Source organism: Streptomyces sp. NPDC001832 (assembly GCF_040297265.1).
Lineage (GTDB): Bacteria > Actinomycetota > Actinomycetes > Streptomycetales > Streptomycetaceae > Streptomyces.
The window spans coordinates 1-20,868 of record NZ_JBEOYU010000021.1 but is presented as its reverse complement, the minus strand read 5'-3'; the positions used below and the strand labels follow the sequence as shown (position 1 = coordinate 20,868).

22 protein-coding genes are annotated in these 20,868 nt (G+C 68.7%); 6 read left to right on the top strand and 16 right to left on the bottom strand.

Features of this window, described 5'->3' with window-relative positions; translation table 11 throughout:
- Window positions 1-77: 77 nt before the first annotated feature.
- From ABT115_RS18110 to ABT115_RS18095, 4 genes are all read right to left on the bottom strand, one after another.
- Window positions 78-1,889 carry an alpha/beta hydrolase gene (locus ABT115_RS18110; protein WP_351790422.1) on the bottom strand — a complete coding sequence of 604 codons (1,812 nt, stop codon included), beginning with the start codon at window positions 1,887-1,889 and terminating at the stop codon, window positions 78-80.
- Window positions 1,890-1,898: 9 nt separating this feature from the next.
- Window positions 1,899-2,360, bottom strand: a complete 462-nt coding sequence (locus tag ABT115_RS18105) for a hypothetical protein (RefSeq protein WP_351790419.1) — start codon at window positions 2,358-2,360, stop codon at window positions 1,899-1,901.
- Between the two features lie 78 nt (window positions 2,361-2,438).
- On the bottom strand, window positions 2,439-2,963 hold the full coding sequence (locus tag ABT115_RS18100; RefSeq protein ID WP_351790417.1) for a GNAT family N-acetyltransferase: 525 nt from the start codon (window positions 2,961-2,963) through the stop codon (window positions 2,439-2,441).
- A 51-nt stretch (window positions 2,964-3,014) separates the two neighbouring features.
- Window positions 3,015-4,016 (bottom strand): WD40 repeat domain-containing protein, encoded by a 1,002-nt coding sequence (locus ABT115_RS18095; RefSeq protein ID WP_351790415.1) that lies wholly within the window; start codon window positions 4,014-4,016, stop codon window positions 3,015-3,017.
- A 37-nt stretch (window positions 4,017-4,053) separates the two neighbouring features.
- On the opposite strand from ABT115_RS18095, the gene ABT115_RS18090 reads away from it, so the two are divergent.
- A complete protein-coding gene (locus ABT115_RS18090) occupies window positions 4,054-4,761 on the top strand; it encodes a GDSL-type esterase/lipase family protein (RefSeq protein WP_351790412.1) in 708 nt (235 codons plus the stop codon).
- Between the two features lie 106 nt (window positions 4,762-4,867).
- On the opposite strand, the gene ABT115_RS18085 is transcribed toward ABT115_RS18090, so the two are convergent.
- The 7 genes from ABT115_RS18085 to ABT115_RS18055 form a co-directional block, all read right to left on the bottom strand.
- Complete coding sequence (locus ABT115_RS18085; RefSeq protein ID WP_351790409.1) at window positions 4,868-5,485, bottom strand: helix-turn-helix domain-containing protein; 618 nt, start codon at window positions 5,483-5,485, stop codon at window positions 4,868-4,870.
- A 50-nt stretch (window positions 5,486-5,535) separates the two neighbouring features.
- Window positions 5,536-6,174, bottom strand: coding sequence for a TetR/AcrR family transcriptional regulator (locus tag ABT115_RS18080; protein WP_351790406.1), 639 nt, complete (start codon window positions 6,172-6,174; stop codon window positions 5,536-5,538).
- A 450-nt stretch (window positions 6,175-6,624) separates the two neighbouring features.
- On the bottom strand, window positions 6,625-7,488 hold the full coding sequence (locus ABT115_RS18075) for an ABC transporter permease (RefSeq protein WP_351790403.1): 864 nt from the start codon (window positions 7,486-7,488) through the stop codon (window positions 6,625-6,627).
- Window positions 7,448-8,314, bottom strand: coding sequence for an ABC transporter ATP-binding protein (locus ABT115_RS18070; RefSeq protein WP_351790400.1), 867 nt, complete (start codon window positions 8,312-8,314; stop codon window positions 7,448-7,450). Before ABT115_RS18070 ends, ABT115_RS18075 begins: the two co-directional genes overlap by 41 nt.
- Window positions 8,311-8,775, bottom strand: a complete 465-nt coding sequence (locus ABT115_RS18065) for a MarR family winged helix-turn-helix transcriptional regulator (RefSeq protein ID WP_502969114.1) — start codon at window positions 8,773-8,775, stop codon at window positions 8,311-8,313. The genes ABT115_RS18070 and ABT115_RS18065 overlap by 4 nt, the downstream gene beginning before the upstream one ends.
- 111 nt (window positions 8,776-8,886) lie before the next feature.
- The gene (locus ABT115_RS18060) at window positions 8,887-9,393 is read right to left on the bottom strand and encodes a hypothetical protein (protein WP_351790397.1); all 507 of its coding nucleotides are present in this window, start codon (window positions 9,391-9,393) and stop codon (window positions 8,887-8,889) included.
- Between the two features lie 171 nt (window positions 9,394-9,564).
- Window positions 9,565-10,149, bottom strand: coding sequence for a PadR family transcriptional regulator (locus ABT115_RS18055; protein WP_351790394.1), 585 nt, complete (start codon window positions 10,147-10,149; stop codon window positions 9,565-9,567).
- Between the two features lie 87 nt (window positions 10,150-10,236).
- Between ABT115_RS18055 and ABT115_RS18050 the strand changes: the two genes are divergently transcribed.
- The gene (locus ABT115_RS18050) at window positions 10,237-11,013 is read left to right on the top strand and encodes an alpha/beta fold hydrolase (RefSeq protein WP_351790391.1); all 777 of its coding nucleotides are present in this window, start codon (window positions 10,237-10,239) and stop codon (window positions 11,011-11,013) included.
- A gap of 229 nt (window positions 11,014-11,242) precedes the next feature.
- Here the strand turns inward: ABT115_RS18050 and thpR are convergent, their stop codons facing one another.
- Window positions 11,243-11,815, bottom strand: coding sequence for an RNA 2',3'-cyclic phosphodiesterase (thpR, locus tag ABT115_RS18045; RefSeq protein ID WP_351790388.1), 573 nt, complete (start codon window positions 11,813-11,815; stop codon window positions 11,243-11,245).
- Window positions 11,816-11,916: 101 nt separating this feature from the next.
- Between thpR and ABT115_RS18040 the strand changes: the two genes are divergently transcribed.
- Window positions 11,917-12,501, top strand: a complete 585-nt coding sequence (locus ABT115_RS18040) for a Uma2 family endonuclease (RefSeq protein WP_351790385.1) — start codon at window positions 11,917-11,919, stop codon at window positions 12,499-12,501.
- Window positions 12,502-12,570: 69 nt separating this feature from the next.
- Here the strand turns inward: ABT115_RS18040 and ABT115_RS18035 are convergent, their stop codons facing one another.
- Window positions 12,571-13,905 (bottom strand): MFS transporter, encoded by a 1,335-nt coding sequence (locus ABT115_RS18035; protein ID WP_351790382.1) that lies wholly within the window; start codon window positions 13,903-13,905, stop codon window positions 12,571-12,573.
- A 95-nt stretch (window positions 13,906-14,000) separates the two neighbouring features.
- On the bottom strand, window positions 14,001-14,441 hold the full coding sequence (locus tag ABT115_RS18030) for a MarR family winged helix-turn-helix transcriptional regulator (protein WP_351790380.1): 441 nt from the start codon (window positions 14,439-14,441) through the stop codon (window positions 14,001-14,003).
- Window positions 14,442-14,585: 144 nt separating this feature from the next.
- Here ABT115_RS18030 and ABT115_RS18025 point away from each other — a divergent pair, with 144 nt between their 5' ends.
- Window positions 14,586-14,801: a ribbon-helix-helix protein, CopG family gene (locus tag ABT115_RS18025; protein ID WP_351790378.1), complete on the top strand. Its 216-nt coding sequence runs from the start codon at window positions 14,586-14,588 to the stop codon at window positions 14,799-14,801.
- Here the strand turns inward: ABT115_RS18025 and ABT115_RS18020 are convergent.
- Window positions 14,794-16,248 carry an NCS2 family permease gene (locus ABT115_RS18020; protein ID WP_351790376.1) on the bottom strand — a complete coding sequence of 485 codons (1,455 nt, stop codon included), beginning with the start codon at window positions 16,246-16,248 and terminating at the stop codon, window positions 14,794-14,796. The genes ABT115_RS18025 and ABT115_RS18020 overlap by 8 nt on opposite strands.
- Before the next feature lie 221 nt (window positions 16,249-16,469).
- On the opposite strand from ABT115_RS18020, the gene ABT115_RS18015 reads away from it, so the two are divergent.
- The gene (locus tag ABT115_RS18015) at window positions 16,470-16,769 is read left to right on the top strand and encodes a DUF2530 domain-containing protein (protein WP_351790373.1); all 300 of its coding nucleotides are present in this window, start codon (window positions 16,470-16,472) and stop codon (window positions 16,767-16,769) included.
- Between the two features lie 173 nt (window positions 16,770-16,942).
- Window positions 16,943-19,423 (top strand): HAD-IC family P-type ATPase, encoded by a 2,481-nt coding sequence (locus ABT115_RS18010; RefSeq protein ID WP_351790370.1) that lies wholly within the window; start codon window positions 16,943-16,945, stop codon window positions 19,421-19,423.
- A gap of 129 nt (window positions 19,424-19,552) precedes the next feature.
- Here ABT115_RS18010 and ABT115_RS18005 read toward each other — a convergent pair whose 3' ends face one another.
- Complete coding sequence (locus tag ABT115_RS18005; RefSeq protein WP_351790368.1) at window positions 19,553-20,428, bottom strand: DUF5707 domain-containing protein; 876 nt, start codon at window positions 20,426-20,428, stop codon at window positions 19,553-19,555.
- Window positions 20,429-20,868: the final 440 nt, after the last annotated feature.

The following is a 20,868-nucleotide window of genomic DNA, read 5'->3' as shown; positions in this document are numbered from 1 at the left end:
ACACAGGCCGGTCATGTCGTCATGTACTTCGTGGGTCGTCGTCGGACAGGCACCGGCAGCCGCGGGCACCGACATCCCTACCTCATATGCGCCCAGTGGTCCGGCGGCGGCTTCAAATTCGCTTTGTCACCATGGCCTGCCACGACCTGGCCCTGGTTCCACAGGCTCTCGGTATTCTCCTTCCAATAGTCGCTGTGGCCTTCGGTGTCCGTGGTCATCTGGTTGGCACCGAAGCGTTCGTCGCTGGGAATGGTCCAGGGCCCGTCCCAATCGGTTCCGCCGTGCCCATAGCGACCGATGTCCGGGACGGGGTCCCCGTCGGCCTCCTGGTTCCAGACATGTCCCGTGGGCACGTCCAGCGGCTCTGCCTTGGGTACCTGAACACCGGGGCTGCCCGCGAGGATCACGTCGTCCGCGTTCAGGTCGCCCTGCCGGGCCGCGGAACCGATGAGGGTCGTGCCATACGAGTGGCCGATCGCGGTGCGGTGCGGGTCCGAGTCGCCGGTGTGCGACGCGTCGAGTCCGTCCATGAACTGGTTGAAGGCCGGGGCGCCATCGTTCGCGTAGTGGCTGAACGGCGAGTCCTTGACGATGTTCTGCGGGGCGTCGTAACCGAGCCAGGTGATCGTGGAGACCGACTTGTCGCCGGGCGAGGCGTCAGCCACACGCCAGACATTGACCATCCGGTCGATGTCACCGCCGATGCCGCCCAGGTTCGACGTCGTGCCCGGAACATAGACCGCCTGATGATCAGCCGTGTCCGGATTCCCATTGGCGACGATTGCCCGGCCGTTTCCTTCCGCGCTGAATCCGAGCAGATACGCCTCGGGCAGGCCTTCCTCTCCAGTCTTGTCGAAGCGGTCCTGGATGCTCCGCATACCCTTGAGGGACTTGTTGAGCTGCTCGTACCGGTCCCCGTACTTGTTGTGCCACTCCATCCATTCGTCGGTGTGCACCTTGGACGGGTACATACCTGCGGTGATCCACGTCCACTCACTGGCAGGCGGCTTCGGGATGGAGTCCAGCTCTATCTGCAGCTCGCCCCGCTTCTCATCGAGAACGACGCGATTTGCCTCGTCACGAACCGTGGAAGGCAGCCCGTCGAGCGCCCCCACGGTGTCGGGCCGGAGGGAGAGCCACGCTGCCTGCTCCTCCGGGCTGAGCCCGTTCCACCACGATGCGTTGTCCTTCGGACTGCCGTCCTTCGGGGACTCCGGCAGGGAGTCGAGATAGCTCTTGCCCGCCTCGCGGACCCCGCCCATGTCCGACTGCGCGTCGGCCCAGTCCCGCTTGGAGACCGTCAGGTCGTCGTCGGCCTTCAGCGCGCGCAGCTTCGGCGCCCACTTCTCGTCGACATCCGTGGCTTCCTTCAACGCATCGGCGATCCGGTTCGCATACCCCATCGCCCTGCCGTAGTTCGGGTTTGGATGGATGTTCGCTGCCTGGCGCTCCAGGGCATCGGACGTCGGGCCGCCCCCAGCGCTCCCGGTCACCGAGCCGCCGTCAGCGATCTTCTCGTCGCCGGGCTTCTTGCCTGCCGGATAAGTGACCGAGCCGTCCGGGTTCACCGTGCAGTGGTTCGCGCGAGCGTCCTCGATCGCCGCGTCCAGCTTCCGCTTGGCCATCGCCATGTCGAAGGCGAAACCATTGAGCGCGGTGCTTACCAGACCGCACTCGGTCTGCGCGTAGTGGAAGTTCTTCGACAGCTCGTGGAGCTCCCGGAGGGCGGCCTTCGCCGCCTGGCCCTCAAGCTGATTGCGCACCCCCGCGCAGATCTGGTTGTCGATCGAATCCTTGGCCGCACTGGCCATTTCACCAGTCGCCCGGTAGCCGTCCGCGGATTCCTCGTACTCCGACGGCTTGAAGGCTTTCAGCGTCGCAAGATCCATGACCGTGAATCACTTCTCCTTCGCCTGGCCGCCGGCGGTTTCGGTGTCCTCGTACTTCAGCTTCAGCTTGTCCAGCTCCTCCTTGATCGTCTCGTCGGACTTCGACAGATCGTGACCCGACCTCTCCAGAAGCCCGCCCAACTCGTCACAGCGGCTGCTCACATCGCGGACGTACTTCTTCCAGGAGTCGTACAACTCCTTCTGCGCCGCCGCGCTCTGACACCCGCCGGTGTCACCCAGCCCCGCCTGCCCGTCGTCCAGCTTCGCCAACGCCTTGCCGATGCCGTCCTTCAGGCCTTTGACCCCCTCGCCGGCCTTCACCCATGCCTTCTTGTCCGACTTCAGATCCTCCGAAGCCGCGCTCGCCGGAGCCCCGCCCCCTTGATCGGCCGGATACTGGTTCAACTGCATCTGTGTGGAACCGCGCGCCACCGCATCGGTCTTGAGCTGCTCCCACTCATCCCACGCCATCCGCGAAACCTCCCCGTTTCCCCGTTCCCGGGCAACCCCGGGGCGAGCCACCATAACCTCCGGCTCCGAGGCGCGAAGTCAAACGCTCACACGGCCCGCTGCGCCCCGCTCCCAGCGCCGTTCGCCATCGCACCACCCCTCCGTGGGCATCAGCCCCGCCGCGGCGGCCACGGCGGCGGAGGCGTCATGGTCCGGATGGATATGAGCGACGACGGTACGGACCTCCCGCACCACTGCGAGGTGGGCGACCAGACCCGCCGCGGCCTCCTTCGCGTACCCGCGCCCCTGCCACCGCGTCCCGACCACCCAGGCGATCTCCGCCTCCGCGTCACGCGCGTTCACCGTCGCCTGTACGTATCCGGCCAGGCAGCCCTCGTCCCGTATCCACAGCACCCAGTTCCACCAGCCCACGCCGGGGTCCGGCGAACCGGCGGTCCAGCGTGCGTAACGGGCCCACAGCTCGTCCGCGCTCTCCGGGGCGCCTCCGGTGTAGGTGTGCAGGGCCGGGTCGTCGAGCACGGCCGCCATCTCGTCCGCGTACGCGACCCGCAGCGGCAGCGCGTCCAGCCGGGCGGTGGCAAAAGGCGCAGGTCCTGGAATCATTCGGTTCTCCATAGCTGCCCGAGCCTACGCGCGCCGTGGCGGACCGGAACGTCAGTTCCCCTTCCGCCGACGCCCCATGAACACCAGGACGCCGATCCCCGCGAGTACCAGCACACCGGTCAGGGTCGTCCCCTTCACCTCACCGTCCTTCGCCCCGGCGGACGACGCCGACGAGTCGCCGCCCCCGGACGGCGACTTCCCGGCATCCCTGCTTCCACCTCCGGCTCCGGCTCCGTCCACGTCCACCCGCACCACATCGCTCCGCTCCCCCTCCGAGCCGAACATCAGCGCCGAGCCGTCCGCCGTGTACGTCACCGACTCGGCCTGCCCCTGGAGCGGTGCCTGAACCGCGTGGTCGGCGCCGAGCCTGCCGTTCTCGAAGGCGTAGCCACGGGCGCTGAAGTACGAGCGCAGCACCAACTCCTTGCCGTCCGGTGAGAACGCCCCGTCCGTCACCCACGGCACCTCGCCGACCCGCCGGAACACATTGGTCCGTCCGGTGGTGAGCTCGGCGGGCCCTTCGTACAGTCCGCCGCCGTCCTCGTTCTTCGAGGCGATGTAAACCCGGCCGGTCTTCGGATGGACCATCAGCGCCTCGGCGTTGCGCGCCCCATCCGCGTACTTCACGTCGAACTGGGTGGCCCGGACCGTCGCGTCCTTCAGTTCCTTCGGCTCCGGGAACCGGTAGATCCAGACGTGGTCCCAGCTGCCGTTCAGATTGTCGCCGATGTCGCCGACGTACAGGTTGCCGTCGGGTCCGAGCGAGATCGCCTCCACGTCGCGTGGCTGCCCCACCCCCCGCACGGTGATCGTCGCGACGGTCTTCCCGGTGCGGGAGTCGACGGCGTAGATGTACGGCCCGTCGTCGCTGTCGTTGTGCGTCCAGTAGATGCCAGGGTGGGCGCGGCTGGCGGCGAGGCCGCTGGACTCGGTGATCCGGGGATCCTCGATCGTGAAGCTCCGATCGGCTCCGTCCCCGGACGCCGCGGCCGGGGACGCCCCGGCGAGGAGGAGCAGCGCGGCGGCTCCGAACACAGTCAGGTACGAACGCATGGCACCAGTGTCCATCGTCACGTCGCAGGCTGGAGGCATGATCCGCGATGATGACGCCATGCGTTACACGTTTGTCGGCGATTCCATGACGATCGGCCGCGCCGGCGACTTCACCTGGCGCTACCGGATGTGGCAGCACCTCACTTCCGCTTCCGGTGCCCCGTTCGCGATCGTCGGCCCGCGCAGCGAGCTGTACGACACCGGGGCGAACGCCCCCGTCTCGTACGCGTACGGCGCACCGGACTTCCCCGCCGACGCCCGCACCCATCTGGCCGGCTGGGGGGAGGGCTGGCTGCACATGGCCCCGGTGATCGCCGACACGGTCACCGAGCACCGTACGGACGTCCTGCTCGTCTCGCTCGGCCTGATAGACCTCGGGTTCTACACGGACAGCGGTCAGACCGCCCTGAACGCACGGGCGTTCATCGCGGCGGCCCGAACCGCGAACCCGCACGTCAAGATGGTCCTCCTGCCCGTGATACCGAACATACGGGCCGAGTCGGACGCCCCGTTCGCCGCCGAGTGCGACCGCTTCAACGAACTCCTGGCGAAGGCCGTCGCCGACCTCGACGACCCGATGTCCCCGATCCTGCTGGCCTCCCACCCGCCGGGGTACGACATCCACCGGGACACGTACGACGGGACGCATCCCGGACCGACCGGCGAACACAAGCTGGCGGCCGCGTTCGCCGACGCGATGCACCAGGCGTGGGGCCTGGGCGGCCCGTACACGGCCCGCCCGTAGGGCCTGTTCTGAGTTGGCCCGCGGCGTCGTGACGCCCGGCACGCACGCTCGCCGCACCGACCAAACGCCAGATTAGCTCCGCTACCAGGGCATTCGCCCGGCCGTCTCACCGGTTCGTGGGCCGGGCCCTCACATGCATCCGCTCCCCCTGCTGCCCGAACAGGCTGAGGAATTCGACCGGATCGGGCCCGGCGCTGGCCCACGCATGCGGGGTACGGGTGTCGAACTCGGCGGCCTCGCCGGCCGTGAGCACCAGGTCGTGCTCGCCCAGTACCAGCCGCAGCCGCCCCGCCAGTACGTACACCCACTCGTACCCCTCGTGCACCCGCTGCTCCAGCGGCCCCGTCGCCCCGCGTCCGCCGGGCAGGATCTGCTTGTACGCGTGCAGCCCGCCGAGGTGGCGGGTGAGCGGCACGAAGGTCATGCCGTCCCGCGTGAAGGGGCGGAAGTGGATGCGTGGATCGCCGGTGGCGGGGGCGCCGACGAGTTCGTCCAGCTGCACGCCGTACGCCTTGGCCAGCGGCAGCAGCAGTTCGAGCGTGGGTTTGCGGCCGCCGGACTCCAGGCGCGAGAGGGTGCTGAGGGAGATCCCGGTCGTCTCGCTGAGCTGTGCCAGGGTCGTACCGCGTTCCTGACGCAGGGTGCGCAACCGCGGGCCGACGCCCGTCAGGACGGTCGCAATCTCGTCGTCCGTGCGCTCTCCGCGCTCTCCTTCTTCTTGCATCTCCCCATTATTCGCCGTCCCGGGTTGCCGTCCCGGCAACCCGGGACGGGTCAGGATGACAGGATCATGGCCAGTGAGAGCCGGGTCAGCTCATCGGTCAGCCACTCGGCGTCGACCTGCCGGGGCCGACGGCCGTGGTGGGCCATGAGTTCGTCCACCGAGTGGTTCAGCACCGTGACGGTCACGGTGTGGTCTCTCGCCACCGCCTCGCCCCGTCGCACGGCACGCTCGGCCTCGGAGGTCAGGAAGTCGATCCACATCGCCCGCCATGTCGCAAGGTGGCTGTCCATCTCCCGGCTCACCCCCAGCACCTCGACGAACGCCACCCGCGCCGCGCACGGGTCCTCGGTGACCGCCTTCACATAGGCGTCGAAGAGCAGCCGGACCCGTTCCGCCGTCGGACAGTCCTCCATGCCCTCGGCCATCAGGGCGTTCTCGGCGGCGCGCAGCCCGTAGGTCGCCACCTCGTCGTAGATCGCCATCAGGAGCACCTCCCGCGAGACGAACTCCTGCTGGAAGACGTGCACGGGCACCTTCGCCTGCTCGCACAGATCCTCGACACTCGTGCGCGCGTACCCGTACGCGGCGAACAACTGGCGTCCGGCCCGCAGGAGTCGGTCCCGTGCCTCCAGCTCCTCCACGGCCTGTCCGACCACCCTGTTCCGCTGGTTCGCCACGACACCCACCATCGGTCCTCCTTCGTCGTCCGTACGGCTGCGTCCACTCTCCACGCTTCGCCGCGCCGGTGGCGTGTCCGCCACGCGCTCTGGCACGCGTAGGGCGGGACCTCGGTCAAGTCCGATTGCCCATCGAACCGTTGCTGCTACGGTCTGAATTTTGGATCTACGGAGATGCCGCTGCCCGTGACCGTGCCCATACGTCTGCGACACGTACCTGGTCGCGGCAGCCGCCCTCGCAGGCGCCCATCGATGACCTTTCGTTCTTCTTCTACCGGTAGTGAGTCACCGACCGGCCGAAACCCCGGCTGACCGACCGTCCGTTCCTGCGTACTCGGCTGGGGCGCAGGCGCCACCACCAGCCCGTCCTGGACCCGGCGGGTGTGTTCCTCCGTGAGTGGGACGTTCGAGCAGGGCTGGTCGGTGGCCCAGTGCCCCCGGCCCGGGTGGCCCCCGGAACGTTCAGCGGGCGAGGCGGCCCAGCAGCGAACCGGCGGCGACGATACCGGCCAGCGCCGCGAAGGCGAGGACCGCCAAGTCGAGACCGAGGTGTGCCTGGGTGCCGATGAGCAGTCCGCGCAGGGCGTCGACCTCGTAGCTCAGCGGGTTCACCCTGCTGATGGCTTGGAGCCAGCCGGGCATCAGGGCGACCGGGTAGAGCGCGTTGGACGCGAAGAACAACGGCATGGTGATGGCCTGCCCGATGCCCATCAGACGGTCGCGGGTCAGGACGATCCCGGCTATCGACACGGACAGGCAGGAGAAGAACGCCGAGGCGAGGACGACCACCACGACCACGCCGAGCAGCCGCAACGGGTTCCACGTCATGCCGACACCGATCAGTGCGGCGATCACGATGACGACCGCCGCCTGGATCGTGGCCTTCACCCCGGCGGCGAAGGCCTTGCCGGTCACCAGGGCAGTTCGGGGTGTCGGCGTGACCATGAGTTTGGTGAGGACGCCCGAGTCCCGCTCCCAGATGATCATGATGCCGTAGAAGATCGCGATGAACATGGCGGACTGGGCGATGATGCCGGGCGCCAGGAAGTCGAGATAGGGAACGCCGCCGGTCGGGATGGCGTGGATACGGGAGAACGTCACGCCGAAGATCAGCAGCCAGAGCGCGGGCTGGACGGCGCGGGTGTAGATCTCGGTGCGGTCGTGGCGCAGCTTCTGCATCTCGACGACGCACATCGCGGCCACTCTCGCCGGCACGACGCGCCAGCCTCTGCGGGGCGGCGGCGGAGTCAGCAGCAGCGCGAACCGCTGATCCGGCGGGGCGGACTCAGCCGAGGCGGGATGCGGTGCGACGGGTACGGCGGACATCTCGGAACGCTCCTTTCCCTTCGTCGGAACCGGAGCCGGGGTCGTTCAGTCCGCTTCCGGAGTGGTACCGGAAGACGTCCTCCAGGGACGGTGGCGGAAGGCTCGTCTCACCCGACTCCCGGCGGTGTGCGATGAGTTCGCTCTTCAGCTCGGCGGGAGTGCCGAGCGCGCGGAGTCTGCCGAGGTGCATCAGCGCGAGCCGGTCGCACCGCTGGTCGGCCTCGTCCATGGAGTGGGTCGTGACCAGCACGGTCATGCCGGTGCCGACCCGTATCTCGGTGATGCGGTCCCAGACGCTGTCCCGTGCGATCGGGTCGAGGCCGATGGTCGGCTCGTCCAGGATCATCAGCCGGGGCGCGCTGACCAGGGCCTGCGCGAGTTCGAGGCGGCGGACCATACCGCCGGAGTACGTGGCGGCGAGCCGGTGCGCGACGTCGCCGAGGCCCACCGCGTCCAGCGCCTGGGAGACCCGCGCGGCCCGCTCGCGGCGGGGCACGTCGAAGACGCGGGCGAAGAGCTGGACGTTCTCCCGGCCCGTGAGGTTCGCGTCCGCCGACAGCTGCTGCGGTACGTAGCCGAGCAGGCGGCGTACCGCCATCTTGTGCCGGGCCGCGTCATGGCCGAACACCTCGATGACGCCGGGCGGCACGGGCAGGAGTGTGGTGATCGCGCGCATGGTGGTGGTCTTGCCCGCGCCGTTGGGCCCCAGGAGACCGAACACCTCCCCCTGGCCGACCAGCAGGTCCAGGCCGTCGACGGCCTTCGCGTCGCCGAAGCTGTAGCTCAGACCGGTGCAGTTGAGGGCGGGGGCGGTTGGGTGGGTCACGCGATCTCATCCCCTTCGCGCAACGAGGCGGCGAGTCTGTTCAGGGCCGGGAGTGCGGCGGTGAGCGCCGCGCGGTCGGCGGTGTCGAGCCCGGCCAGGTGTTCGCGGAAGAGCGCCTCGCGACGGGCGTGCCAGTCACGCAGCCTCCCGATCCCTGCGACGGTCGGATACAGCAGCGCGGCCCGCCCGTCCTGGGCGTCCTTCTCCCGGCGCAGCAGCCCTTCGGCGACGAGGTGATTGACCAGGGTGCTGACCGAGTTGGGCGCGAGGCAGAGGCTGTGTGCGGCCTCCGAGACCCGGATGCCGGGCCCGTCGGCCACCAGCCGCAGCAGTTCGGCGTGCGCCCCGCGCAGCCGACGGGCCGACAGGCCGCTCCACAGCCGTCGCCGGGCGAGCCTCTGGATACGGGGCAGAAGTCCGGCGAGCTCATCAGGCAGATCACCCGCCGCCACACTGTCCACTTTAGCTCCGTATGCGAGCTAATGTCCCGATGCCCTGTTCGGACGGAGATACCTTGTTCGGACGGAAAAGCCCTGGCGACGCGTAGGGCCGCCGCTGTCAGTCGTCAACGCTCAATGCTCGGGGAACCGCTCCCCGCACCGGCTGCAGAACACCGGTTCCGGGTCCTGCGAGAGCCTGCCGCACCCGGGGCAGACCCGGTCCAGCATGCAGGGGGCCTCGCCACCCTCATAGGCCGCCGATGGCGCGACCGAGGACGCGGCCGGGGGCTTGATGGTCAGGCCGGGGCGGCGGCGGTGAACGGTCACATAGGCCAGACCGTCCGGTCCTGCGGCGAGCGCACGGCGGGAAGTCCGGGGCAGCCAGACGACGGTGGTCGGCGTCAGGTCCAACTCGCCGCCGCCGGCGACGACCCGGCCGCTGCCCGCGACGACGACGAGAAGGACGTCCAGGACATCCTCCTGATGCTCACCGACCTCGGCACCCGGCGGAAGGCGCACCAGATTGGCATCCAACTCACGTCCTTGCTCGGCCAGTTGCCACAGCGCGCCGCGGGCGTCATGAGCGGCGGCGGTCAGCAGGTCGTCGAGTACGGCCAGTACCCGGGGTACGGAATTCACAGCGATCAGGCTACGCCCGCCCTAAGGGCTGTCCCGTAATCCCCGGTGGATCAGCGCGCGGCGTCAGATGCGGTGCATCGCAAGGCGGAGGGGCGTTCGCATACTGGATGTATGCGGACGTTCCGACAACGCAGCGAGGTGCCGTAGCTGTCGTCGCGCGCCCGCCGGGGATTACGGGACAGCCCTTAGGCTGCCCCCTTTGCTCGCACGGCGGAGCGACCCTTCAGGTCCCGCCGCTTCGAGTTCCTTGAGCGTCTCCCCGAGCCAGCTCAGCTCCGCCTGGCTCGTCGCGCGGGCGATCCTCAGCAGACCCCGCCGGAACGGATCCTCGAACGTCTCGGCACCGAGCGGCCGCTCACCCTCGTAGAAGAAGCTGCTCGGCTCCTCCAGGAACGCGAGCCTGCGCCGCAGCACCTCCGCCTGATCGGCCGGGGACGCCAGATGGCGCAGGAAGGCGAGGACGGTGAACCAGCGGTTCTCGTCGCTGATGTCCGTCTCGCCGGCCTCCCGCAGCCGGCGCCGCAGCTCCTCGCGCCCCTGCTCGGTCAGGGTCAGCGTGTGGCGGGGGGCGGCCCTGCTGCCCGGCTCCGTCCGGCGCTCCAGCCAGCCGGCTCGCTCCAGGCGCTTGATCGCCGGATACAAGGTGCCGTCCGCGATGGGGCGGACGTGTCCGGTGAGGTGGGCGACCCGACGCTTCAGCTCGTAGCCATGCAGCGGCTGTTCGTACAGAAATCCCAGGATGGCCAGTTCCAGCATGCAAGCATCCTCTCCCACGGCGTTATACATCGACGCCGATATATAGTCTCGTCGAGTTCAGCGGTTGTGCGGCAAGGAGGAGGAAACATGCGGAACGCTCATGTGACGGCCAACGGTGCGTGCATCAGGTGGGTGGAGCTCCCCGGCCGCCCCGGCACGTCCCGCACCCGGGTCTATCTGCACGGACTCGGGGCCTCGTCCGGCCCGTACTTCACCGCGAGCGCCGTGCATCCCCTGCTGGCCGACGGCCGGTCGCTGCTCATGGACCTGCTCGGCTTCGGAATCAGCGACCGCCCCACGGACTTCGGTTACACGCTCGAGGACCACGCCGACGCGGTGGCGGCGGCGCTGGAGGCGGCCGGCGCGCACGGCACGGACGTGGTCGCGCACAGCATGGGCGGTGCGGTGGCCATCGTGCTCGCGGCACGCCACCCGCACCTGGTGGCCCGACTGGTGCTGGTCGACGCCAATCTGGACCCGGTCGCTCCCGCCCCGGCGCGGCCGAGCAGCAGCGGCATCGCCGCGTACACGGAGGAGGAGTTCCTGGCCGGCGGCCTGGAGGAGGTGCGCGACCGGGTGGGGCCCCACTGGTGGGCGACCATGCGCCTCGCGGGACCCGAGGCGCTGCACCGCAGCGCCGTGCATCTCGCCCGCGGGACGACGCCGACGATGCGCGAGCTACTGCTGGACCTGAAGATTCCGCGTACGTATCTGCGCCCGCTGGACGACGGACCGCTGCCCGGCGAGGACGCGCTGATCGAGAGCGGGGTGCGGGTCGTGGCGGTCCCGGACTGCGGGCACAACATCATGCTGGACAACCCGGAGGCGTTCGCCGAGGAGACGGCGCAGGCCGTCAACGCCTGAGACGGAGGGTCCGCGTCGGACACCACGGGCCCGGGCTCGCGCCCATGGGCCGGTTCGTACCGCTCTCATCGCCGGATCGGCCGTCCGCGGCACGGCCGCTGACGCCGGCCGTACGCGTCACTGTCCGAGGGCGCCTGCCACGGCGACGACGACGAACATCAGCACGAGCACGGCGGCCATGACGCGGTTTCTGGTCTTCGGATCCACCCCGCGAGCGTAGCCGCCGCGCTCAGTGGCCCAGCGGCCAGGATGCGATCGTCTCGTAGCGCGGTTGCTCGCCCGGGACCCCGGCGACCGGCAGGTTGCTGCGTACGAGGGCGAGCTCGCCGACCTCCCACGGGGTCCCCTCGAAGTCCGCGAGTGCCTCGACGTAGGGGCGCAGGTCGGCGTCCGTGCGGCTGCGGGCGAGGGTGAGGTGCGCGCTGTAGCGGCGGTGTTCCTCCATCGGGATGCCGGCGCGGCGGGCGGCGGCACCGGCGCGTTCGGCGAGCAGCCGCAGCGTGTCGATCGCCCCCGCGGCGCCCGCCCACAGCGCCCGCCCGCCGAACCGGCCGGCGCCGTGGATGCGCAGCGGGAAGGCGTCGGTGTGGTGGGCCGCCCGCGCGAGGCGCGCATCCAGCTCGGGCAGCAGTTCCTCGTCCACGGCCCCGAGGAACGCGAGGGTGAAGTGCCAGCTGGGCGTTCCGGTCCAGCGCAGATTCCCGGCACCGGGAAGCGAACGCAGCGGGTCCACGGCGCGGCGCAGTTCCTGGACGGCGGCGTCGGGCGGCAGAACGGCGACGAAGAGTCTGAGGCTGCTCATGGGCCGAGTCTCGCACCGTAACTGCGTGTCTTGGGCTCCGTGCGTATCGTTGTACTACGCGGCTACCCCGCGCCCGCGCCGCAGCGGGGAGGAGCGGCACGATGACCGTCGTGGAGACCGACAGGATCGAGATGGCCGACAACAGCGACGAGCGCACTCTGGACATGATGTTCGAGTGGCTTGAGCCCACCCCCGAGGGATTCAAGGTAGAGATCGTCGAGGGGAACATCTACATGTCGCCGCAGCGGGACACCCACTGGGAGGTCATCTTCGACATCGTCGAACAACTGCGTGCCAGGTACCCGCGACAGCGGCTGAAGTCCGATGTGCGCATCGACTTCCCGGGCCGTCTCAACGGCTTCGTTTCCGATGTCGTCGCCCTGGCCGAGGACGCCACCAAGGACTCCAAGGGCCGCTGGCGCTACCAGGACATCGAGTTCGTGGCCGAGGTGATCTCCAAGGACACCGCCGCCAACGACTACGGGGCGAAGAAGGCCGCGTACGCCACGGCCGGCGTACCTGTGTACGTCATCGTCGACCCGTACACCGGCACGTGGCACCTCCACACGCTTCCGAAGAACGACGAGTACCGCAGCGTGCTGAGCCTCGACTTCGGCACCCCGATCGACCTCACCGCGACCCTTGTGGGCCTCACCTTGGAGACGGGCGAGTTCCCCCGCGACTGACATACGTGCCACGGGCCCCGATCGGTATCGACCGGTCGGGGCCCGTGGCACGTGCTGTACGACCGGCCCTCAGGCCGCCGCGGCCAGCTTTTCACGCGGTACGAACCGCACGTGCGGGCGGCCGGGGCGGAGGTCGACCTTGAGGCGGAGGCCGCCCGCCCGGACCAGCATGAAGCCGACGGCCAGCGCGGCCAGCAGGGAGAACGCGCCGCCGACCGCCATGCCTGTACGGACCCCGTAGGCGTCGCTGATCCAGCCGACGAGCGGGGCGCCCACCGGCGTACCGCCGGCGAAGACCATCATGTACAGGCTCATGACCCGGCCTCGCATCTCCGGGTCGGCGGCCATCTGGACGCTCGTGTTCGCGCTGATGTTGGTCGTCAGGCCGAACATGCCGATCGGGACCAGCAGGATCGCGAAGAGCCAGACGGACGGCGCCAGGGAAGCGATGATTTCCAGCAGACCGAACACCGTGCCGGCGGCCACCAGCATCCGCAGCCGCGAGGAGCGGCGGCGGGCGGCGAGCAGGGCGCCGACGAGGGAGCCGGCCGCCATGAGGATGTTGAAGAACGAGTACATCCCGGCGTCGCCGTGGAAGATCTCGTCCGCGAAGGCCGTGAGCCAGATCGGGAAGTTGAACCCGAACGTGCCGACGAAGCCGACCAGGACGATCGGCCAGATCAGCTCGGGGCGGCCGGAGACATAGCGCAGGCCCTCCCGCAGCTGTCCCTTGGCGCGCGGCACGGCGGTGGGCTTGTGCAGCTCGCTCGGACGCATCAGCATCAGGCCGATGATCGGGGCCACGAAGGACAGGCCGTTGAACATGAAGGCCCAGCCGCTGCCGACGGTGGTGATCAGAACACCGGCGACTGCGGGGCCAATGAGCCGGGCGGACTGGAAGTTCGCCGAGTTGAGACTGACCGCGTTCCGCAGCTGGGCGGGGCCGACCATCTCGGAGACGAACGACTGGCGGGCCGGGTTGTCGACGACCGTCACCATGCCGAGCAGGAACGCGATGAGGTAGACGTGCCACACCTGGACGACACCGGAGAGCGTGAGCACCGCGAGGGCGATCCCGCACAGGCCGAGAGCCGCCTGGCTGACGAGAAGGAGCTTCCGCTTCGGGAGACGGTCGGCGATGACGCCGCCGTAGAGGCCGAAGAGAAGCATCGGAAGAAACTGGAGGGCCGTGGTGATGCCGACGGCGGCGGCGGACCCGGTGAGGCTCAGGACGAGCCAGTCCTGCGTGATGCGGGACATCCAGGTACCGATGTTGGAGATCACGGCGCCCGTGGCGAACAGGCGGTAGTTACGGATCTTCAGCGACGAGAAGGTCCCGCCGGGCTTGCTCTCGTGGGTGGAATTCGGTGCGGGGGCGGAGTCTGCTCCGGATCCCGTACTCAAAAGGGTTCGCCTCCTCGTACGTATACATTTCGCTGACTGACGGGATGCGGCGGTGCGGGCGGTGCGCCGGCTGTGGTCCGGCGCGGCCGGCCCCGCTACAGGTGGGCGAGCTTCTCCAGCACGGGCGCCGCCTTGCGCAGCGTCTCCCACTCTTCCTCGTCCAGGCCCTCGGCGAGGGTGGTCAGCCAGGCGTTCCGCTTGGAGCGGCTCTCTTCGAGCATGGCTTCTGCCTGTTCGGTCTGGCTGACCATCTTCTGGCGACGGTCATCGGGGTGCGGTTCCAGTCTGACCAGCCCCTTGGCTTCCAGCAGCGCGACGATGCGAGTCATCGACGGAGGCTGCACATGCTCCCTGCGGGCCAGCTCACCGGGTGTGGCCGAACCGCAGCGGGCGAGCGTGCCGAGCACCGACATCTCGGTGGGGCTCAGTGACTCGTCGACGCGCTGGTGCTTCAGGCGTCGGCCGAGCAGCATCACGGCGGAGCGAAGGGAGCTCACGGCGGCCGCACTGTCGCCGTCGTGGATCAGGTCAGGCATGTTTATTAGAGTAACTCATTACCTACCCTAAAGACCATTCGTGTTACACGCGCGAGACCCACATCACCCAATCGATCACCCGAACGAGTGACTCGAATACTGAAAGTGACGCGAAATGACCTCATGAGCCGTAACCCTGCTGCCATGAGATCGACTGTGCTCAGCCTGCGGATAGACGGTGAGCTGCTCGACCGGCTCAGGCAGCATGCCGCCAAACGCGGAATGAGCGTCCAGGACTATGTCGTCCGGACGCTCATTCGCGATGACTTCGACGAGCGCTTCAAGGCGGCTGTCGACGAGACGGAGAAGTTCTACGGTTCGGAAGGGACCGCAGGAATCAGGGCGGAAGAGGTCACGTGAGGCCGAGGGCCGGCATCGCGTAGTAGAAGACGAAGACCGCCGACACCACATACATGGCCGCCGGCACCTCGCGCCAGCGCCCGGCCACGACCCGCAGCACGGAGAAGGCGATGAAGCCGATGCCGATGCCGTTGGTGATCGAGTACGTGAACGGCATCATCACCATGGCCAGGAAGGCCGGGATGGCGAGCGTGTAGTCGCTCCAGTCGATGTCCCGCACCGAACCCGAGATGATCAGGAAGCCGACCGCCAGCAGCGCCGGGGTTGCCGCCTGCGACGGGACCATGGTCGCCAGCGGCGTCAGGAACAGCGCCACCGTGAACAGCAGACCCGTCACGACGCTCGCCAGACCGGTGCGGGCACCCTCGCCGACACCCGCCGTGGACTCCACGAAGCAGGTGCCCGCGGAGGCGGAGCTCGCGCCGCCCGCGGCGACCGCGACGCCGTCGACGAACAGCACCTTGTTGATGCCGGGGAAGTTGCCGTCCTTGTCCGTCAGCTTCGCCTCGTCGCCGACGCCGAGGATGGTGCCCATCGCGTCGAAGAAGCAGGACAGCAGCACGGTGAAGACGAACAGGATGCCGGTGAGCACACCGACCTTCTCGAAGCCGCCGAACAGACTGACCTCGCCGATCAGCCCGAAGTCCGGGGTGGCGACCGGATTGCCCGGCCACTGCGGGACGGTCAGACCCCACGCCTCGCCCGGCAGATCGGCGACCGCGTCGATGATCATCGCGACGACCGTCATGGCGACGATGGAGATCAGGATCGCGCCCGGCACCTTGCGGACGATCAGCGCGAGGGTGAGCAGCGTGCCGAGGATGAAGACCAGAACCGGCCAGCCGCCCAGGTGACCGTCACTGCCGAGCTGGAGCGGGACGGTGGTGTGCGCGGCGTCCGGGATGCGGGAGACGAAGCCCGAGTCGACCAGGCCGATCAGCAGGATGAACAGACCGATACCGATCGCGATGCCCTTACGGAGCGACGTCGGTACGGCGTGCATCACACGTTCACGCAGACCGGTCGCGACCAGCAGCATGACCACGATGCCCGCGAGGACGACCATGCCCATCGCGTCCGGCCAGCTCATCCTGGGGGCGAGCTGGAGGGCCACCACGGTGTTGACGCCGAGGCCGGCGGCCAGCGCGATGGGCACATTGCCGATGACGCCCATCAGAAGCGTGGAGAACGCGGCGGTCAGCACGGTGGCGGTGACCAGCTGGCCGCCGTCGAGCTGGTGCCCGTACATGTCCTTCGCGCTACCGAGAATGATCGGGTTTAGCACGATGATGTACGCCATTGCGAAGAACGTGGCGAATCCGCCGCGAACCTCGCGCCCGATTGTCGACCCCCGCTCGGAGATCTTGAAGAAACGATCCAGGCCGTTCTGCGGCTGAGGAGCCGGTGACTGCTTGGAGTCGACCGAAGCGGTGGCCAGGGGGGACATGTATGACCTCAGTCGTACGTAGTGGGGGATTAAAAGTTGGCAGCTTTGGACTTTTACACGAATAATTCGAGACAGCCGCAAGCAGATTCAGTATGAATACATAAGGCGAAGATCGCTATCTCCGCGCGTAGACCCTTGGGGCACCTGGCCTGACGGCCTTTGTACATGCCGTCCTTACGGGGTACAGGAGGGGGCGCACAGCGGGCCCATACACTGAGGTCATGGCGAAGTGGACACCGAAGCACGAGGCACCCGAGCCCCTGGAGGGGCCCGTCGTCGCCACCATCACCGGCGGCACGATCCTCTGGTTCGTCCTCTTCCTGGTCCAGCTGCCGTTCTACGGCTGGTTCGACGACCACGGGCACCTGTGGTGGCTGTGGACCTGCCTGGCCGGTGCGGGGCTCGGCCTGATCGGCATCTGGTACGTACGGGGGCGCGACGCGGCGATCAAGCGGGCGGCGGCTGCGGCTTCTCCAAGCGCAGGGACGGGCACGGAGGGCACGTCGGGCGCCACGGCCTGAAACCGTCCGGCCTCGAGTCGCCCGTCCGGCCCGGGCGGCCCGTCCCGCACCGTCCTCGCATCGCCCGGCATCAGGACTTCCGTGCCCCGGCAGGACCCTACGCCTGCTCCCTGGGGTCTGATCTCCGGACCCCCGGTGGGTAAATAGGACGTTTCCCCCGTACCGTCGGAACCATGACGCAGCGGGCACCCCAATCCTTCGGCGAGCAGACTCCCGAGGCCTCCGGCGCCGCCGGCCTTCCCGGACCGGCCGTGATCGACGCCGGTTCCGAGCTCGACCCTGTCCACCCGATGAGACTCCCGGCCCCGGCCGTGAACCCCCGCGGGCTGACCGCGGCCGAGGTGGCTCAGCGGATCGCCCACGGTGAGGTCAACGACGTACCTGTCCGCTCGTCCCGTTCCATCGGCGAGATCGTCCGCGCGAACGTACTCACCCGGTTCAACCTGATCATCGGCGTTCTCTGGCTGATCATGCTGGCCGTCGCACCGATCCAGGACAGCCTCTTCGGCTTTGTGATCATCGCCAACACCGGAATCGGCATCATCCAGGAGTGGCGGGCCAAGAAGACCCTGGACAGCCTCGCGGTCATCGGCGAGGCCAAACCCACGGTGCGGCGCGACGGGATCTCGGCCGAGATCTCCGCCTCCGAGATCGTCCTCGGCGACCTCGTCGAACTCGGCCCCGGTGACAAAGTCGTTGTCGACGGCACGGTCGCCGAGGCCGACGGCCTGGAGATCGACGAGTCGCTGCTGACCGGCGAGGCCGACCCGGTGCTGAAGCGGCCCGGCGACCAAGTGATGTCCGGCAGCTTCGTCTTCGCGGGCGGCGGAGCGTTCGCCGCCACCAAGGTCGGCCGCGAGGCCTACGCCGCTCAGCTCGCCGAGGAGGCGTCCCGCTTCACCCTCGTCCACTCCGAGCTGCGCACCGGCATCTCCACCATCCTCAAGTACGTCACCTGGATGATGGTGCCGACCGCGCTCGGCCTGATCATCAGCCAGCTCTTCGTCGAGAACAACGACGTCACGGAGTCGATCGCCCGGACCGTCGGCGGCATCGTCCCGATGATCCCGGAAGGCCTGGTGCTGCTCACCTCGGTCGCGTTCGCGATCGGCGTCATACGGCTCGGCCGTGAACAGTGCCTGGTGCAGGAACTCCCCGCCATCGAGGGTCTGGCCCGCGTCGACGTCGTCTGCCTGGACAAGACCGGCACCCTCACCGAGGGCGGCATGGATGTCGCCGAGGTCCGGGCGCTGAGAGGTGCGGACGACACGTACATACAGCACGTGCTGGGTGCCCTCGGCGCGTCCGACCCGCGACCCAATGCCAGCCTGCGGGCCATCGTCGACGCCTATCCGGACACGCAGGAGTGGCGGTGCACGCAGTCGCTGCCGTTCTCCTCAACCCGCAAGTACAGCGGCGCCGCGTTCGACGAGGGCGGCGGCCGGGCGTCGACCTGGCTGCTCGGCGCCCCCGATGTGCTGCTGCCCCGGCAGGACCCGGCGCTCACCGAGATCGAGCAGCTCAACGAGCAGGGGCTGCGGGTGCTGCTGCTGGCCCGCGCGCAGGGCGGACTCGATGGGCCGGGCATCGCTGCCGGAGCCGTACCGAGCGCGCTGGTCGTCCTGGAACAGCGACTGCGGCCGGACGCCGAAGAGACGCTGTCCTACTTCGCCGACCAGCGGGTCGCCGCGAAGGTCATCTCCGGCGACAACGCGGTCTCCGTCGGAGCGGTCGCCGGAAAGCTCGGCCTGCCGGGCGCCGAAAACACCCTGGACGCGCGCCGACTGCCCACCGCCCCGGACGACATGGCCACGGCCATCGAGAAGCACGCGGTCTTCGGCCGGGTCACCCCGCGGCAGAAACGGGACATGGTCGGCGTGCTCCAGTCCCGCGGCCACACCGTCGCGATGACCGGCGACGGCGTCAACGACGTGCTGGCGCTGAAGGACGCCGACATCGGTGTCTCCATGGGTTCCGGCTCCGAGGCGACCCGGGCCGTCGCCCAGATCGTGCTGCTCAACAACAGCTTCACGACGCTGCCGTCCGTAGTCGCCGAGGGCCGCCGGGTGATCGGCAACATCACCCGGGTCGCCACCCTGTTCCTGACCAAGACCGTCTACTCGGTGCTGCTGGCGATCCTGGTGGTCTGCTTCCAGACCGAGTACCCGTTCCTGCCGCGCCATCTGACCCTGCTGTCGACGCTGACGATCGGCGTCCCGGCGTTCTTCCTGGCCCTCGCCCCCAACAAGGAACGCGCCCATCCGCACTTCGTGCGCCGCGTCATGCGGTACGCGATCCCGTCGGGGGTCATCGCGGCCGTCGCCACCTTCGCGACGTATCTGATCGCCCGGCACTACTACACCGGTCCCGGTGAGCTGGACGCGGAGACCAGCGCGGCCACGCTCACGCTGTTCCTGGTCTCGATGTGGGTGCTGGCGATCATCGCCCGCCCGTACACCTGGTGGCGGGTCTGCCTGGTGGCGACGATGGGGCTGGCGTTCCTGATCGTGCTGGTGGTGCCGTGGCTGCAGAACTTCTTCGCGCTGAAGCTGGTGGGGGCGACGATGCCGTGGACGGCTGTGGGCATCGCGGTGGTGGCGGCGGCCTGCCTGGAGTTCGCCTGGCGGCTGGTCGGCCGCCGCTTCCCGGCGTAGCTCCCGCGACCGCGGCCGGAAACGGCGGCGCCTGCGGCACGGATGCGAACGGGCCGTGCCCCAAGGACGTGAGTCGTCCCCGGACACGGCCCGGTGTGGTGCGCGATGGTGCGTATCCAGCGAAGGGAACTACTTCACGTCGACGAAGTCGCCCGCGGTCGTGAAGGCCGGGGTGGTGGACGTACCGGCGAAGCTGTAACGCCAGTAACCGTCGACCGACGCCTTGACCGTGGTCTTCAGGTTGCCGGTGCTGTTCGTCTTGATGGTCTTGATCGTGGTGTAGGTGGAGCTGGTCTTCTTGCGGAACTGGAGCTTCACCGACTGGCCGGTGTAGCCGTGGTACGCGTGGTCCTCCCAGTTCGCCCGCGAGAGCTTGCCGGTGACCGTGATCGTCCCGCCCTTCCTCACGGGCTCCGGGGCCGCGTTGACCGTCAGCTTCGACAGCCGCTGCACATGGGTGGTGCTGTAGGACTGGTTCTCGGCGGCGCTCATCTCATCGCCGGAGAGCACGGCCGCAGCGACCTTCCAGGTACCGGCCAGGGAGTTCTTGTACAGGTGGTAGCGCGGGTCGATCGTGAAGGTCAGCTTGCACGTGGAGGTCGTCGCGTTGACCTTGGTGCACTTGGCCACGTCCTCGTTCGGCACGAGCACCCCGTCCACGGTGTCCGGGGAAGACAGGTCCTTGCCGTGCCACAGGGCGACGAAGGCGTCGGAGATGCCGGAGGGGTGCGAGGCGGTGATCGAGGCGGAGACCGTCTTGGAGGCGGTGGTGCCCAGGACGATGTCCTTGCCGCCGTTGACGACGACCTTGGAGATGACGGGCTCGGACGTGGCCGCCGCACGGGCGGCCTTCGACGCGCCCTGCGGGGCGATGTCGAAGATCTCGGCCGCCGACGTCGGGATGTGCGGCAGGTTCGCGGCGTCATCCGCGTGGGCGGCCGGGACGGCCAGGGCGGACAGGGCCAGGGCGCCGGAGACGGCGGCCACGGTGGCACGAATACGCATGTATTTCCCCAGTGGAGAAAGGGCCCCGCGAGTATGTGATGCGACCTGAGCGGGGCTCGTTCGGTCTGAGAGTCTGCTGACTCGACAGACCAGACCCGCCACACCTGTGAAGGGTTGTACACCAAACCGAACTTCTTGCGAAGATCCCCCTCCCTTCGGGTGCCCCTGGGCGCGCCGGCTCAGAGCCTGTCGGGTGACCTCCGATCGGATAGCGGACGCGGTCTGGTGCGTGCGATTCCAAGGCGGAGGAGGGAGTCAACGCGGAGCGTTGGTGACTGACGACAACGCGGGAAGCGTGCGTGCCAGGGCGTGGCCGCCCGGTCGGAGGTCACCCGACAGGCTCTCAGCTTGACGTTTAACCCCGGCAAGATCATGTCTTGTCGGGGTTCGTCATGCGCCGGACAGCAGGCGCGGCCGCCTGTGATGCTCGAAGTGTTGAG

Coding starts and splice junctions, on each gene's coding strand:
- ABT115_RS18030 (WP_351790380.1), bottom strand. CDS start 14,441: ATGCCTGACCTGATCCACGACGGCGACAGTGCGGCCGCCGTGAGCTCC.
- ABT115_RS18110 (WP_351790422.1), bottom strand. CDS start 1,889: ATGGATCTTGCGACGCTGAAAGCCTTCAAGCCGTCGGAGTACGAGGAA.
- ABT115_RS18075 (WP_351790403.1), bottom strand. CDS start 7,488: ATGTCCGCCGTACCCGTCGCACCGCATCCCGCCTCGGCTGAGTCCGCC.
- ABT115_RS18095 (WP_351790415.1), bottom strand. CDS start 4,016: ATGCGTTCGTACCTGACTGTGTTCGGAGCCGCCGCGCTGCTCCTCCTC.
- ABT115_RS18015 (WP_351790373.1), top strand. CDS start 16,470: ATGGCGAAGTGGACACCGAAGCACGAGGCACCCGAGCCCCTGGAGGGG.
- ABT115_RS18050 (WP_351790391.1), top strand. CDS start 10,237: ATGCGGAACGCTCATGTGACGGCCAACGGTGCGTGCATCAGGTGGGTG.
- thpR (WP_351790388.1), bottom strand. CDS start 11,815: ATGAGCAGCCTCAGACTCTTCGTCGCCGTTCTGCCGCCCGACGCCGCC.
- ABT115_RS18040 (WP_351790385.1), top strand. CDS start 11,917: ATGACCGTCGTGGAGACCGACAGGATCGAGATGGCCGACAACAGCGAC.
- ABT115_RS18055 (WP_351790394.1), bottom strand. CDS start 10,149: ATGCTGGAACTGGCCATCCTGGGATTTCTGTACGAACAGCCGCTGCAT.
- ABT115_RS18105 (WP_351790419.1), bottom strand. CDS start 2,360: ATGGCGTGGGATGAGTGGGAGCAGCTCAAGACCGATGCGGTGGCGCGC.
- ABT115_RS18010 (WP_351790370.1), top strand. CDS start 16,943: ATGACGCAGCGGGCACCCCAATCCTTCGGCGAGCAGACTCCCGAGGCC.
- ABT115_RS18090 (WP_351790412.1), top strand. CDS start 4,054: ATGATCCGCGATGATGACGCCATGCGTTACACGTTTGTCGGCGATTCC.
- ABT115_RS18020 (WP_351790376.1), bottom strand. CDS start 16,248: ATGTCCCCCCTGGCCACCGCTTCGGTCGACTCCAAGCAGTCACCGGCT.
- ABT115_RS18100 (WP_351790417.1), bottom strand. CDS start 2,963: ATGATTCCAGGACCTGCGCCTTTTGCCACCGCCCGGCTGGACGCGCTG.
- ABT115_RS18080 (WP_351790406.1), bottom strand. CDS start 6,174: ATGGTGGGTGTCGTGGCGAACCAGCGGAACAGGGTGGTCGGACAGGCC.
- ABT115_RS18025 (WP_351790378.1), top strand. CDS start 14,586: ATGAGATCGACTGTGCTCAGCCTGCGGATAGACGGTGAGCTGCTCGAC.
- ABT115_RS18085 (WP_351790409.1), bottom strand. CDS start 5,485: ATGCAAGAAGAAGGAGAGCGCGGAGAGCGCACGGACGACGAGATTGCG.
- ABT115_RS18005 (WP_351790368.1), bottom strand. CDS start 20,428: ATGCGTATTCGTGCCACCGTGGCCGCCGTCTCCGGCGCCCTGGCCCTG.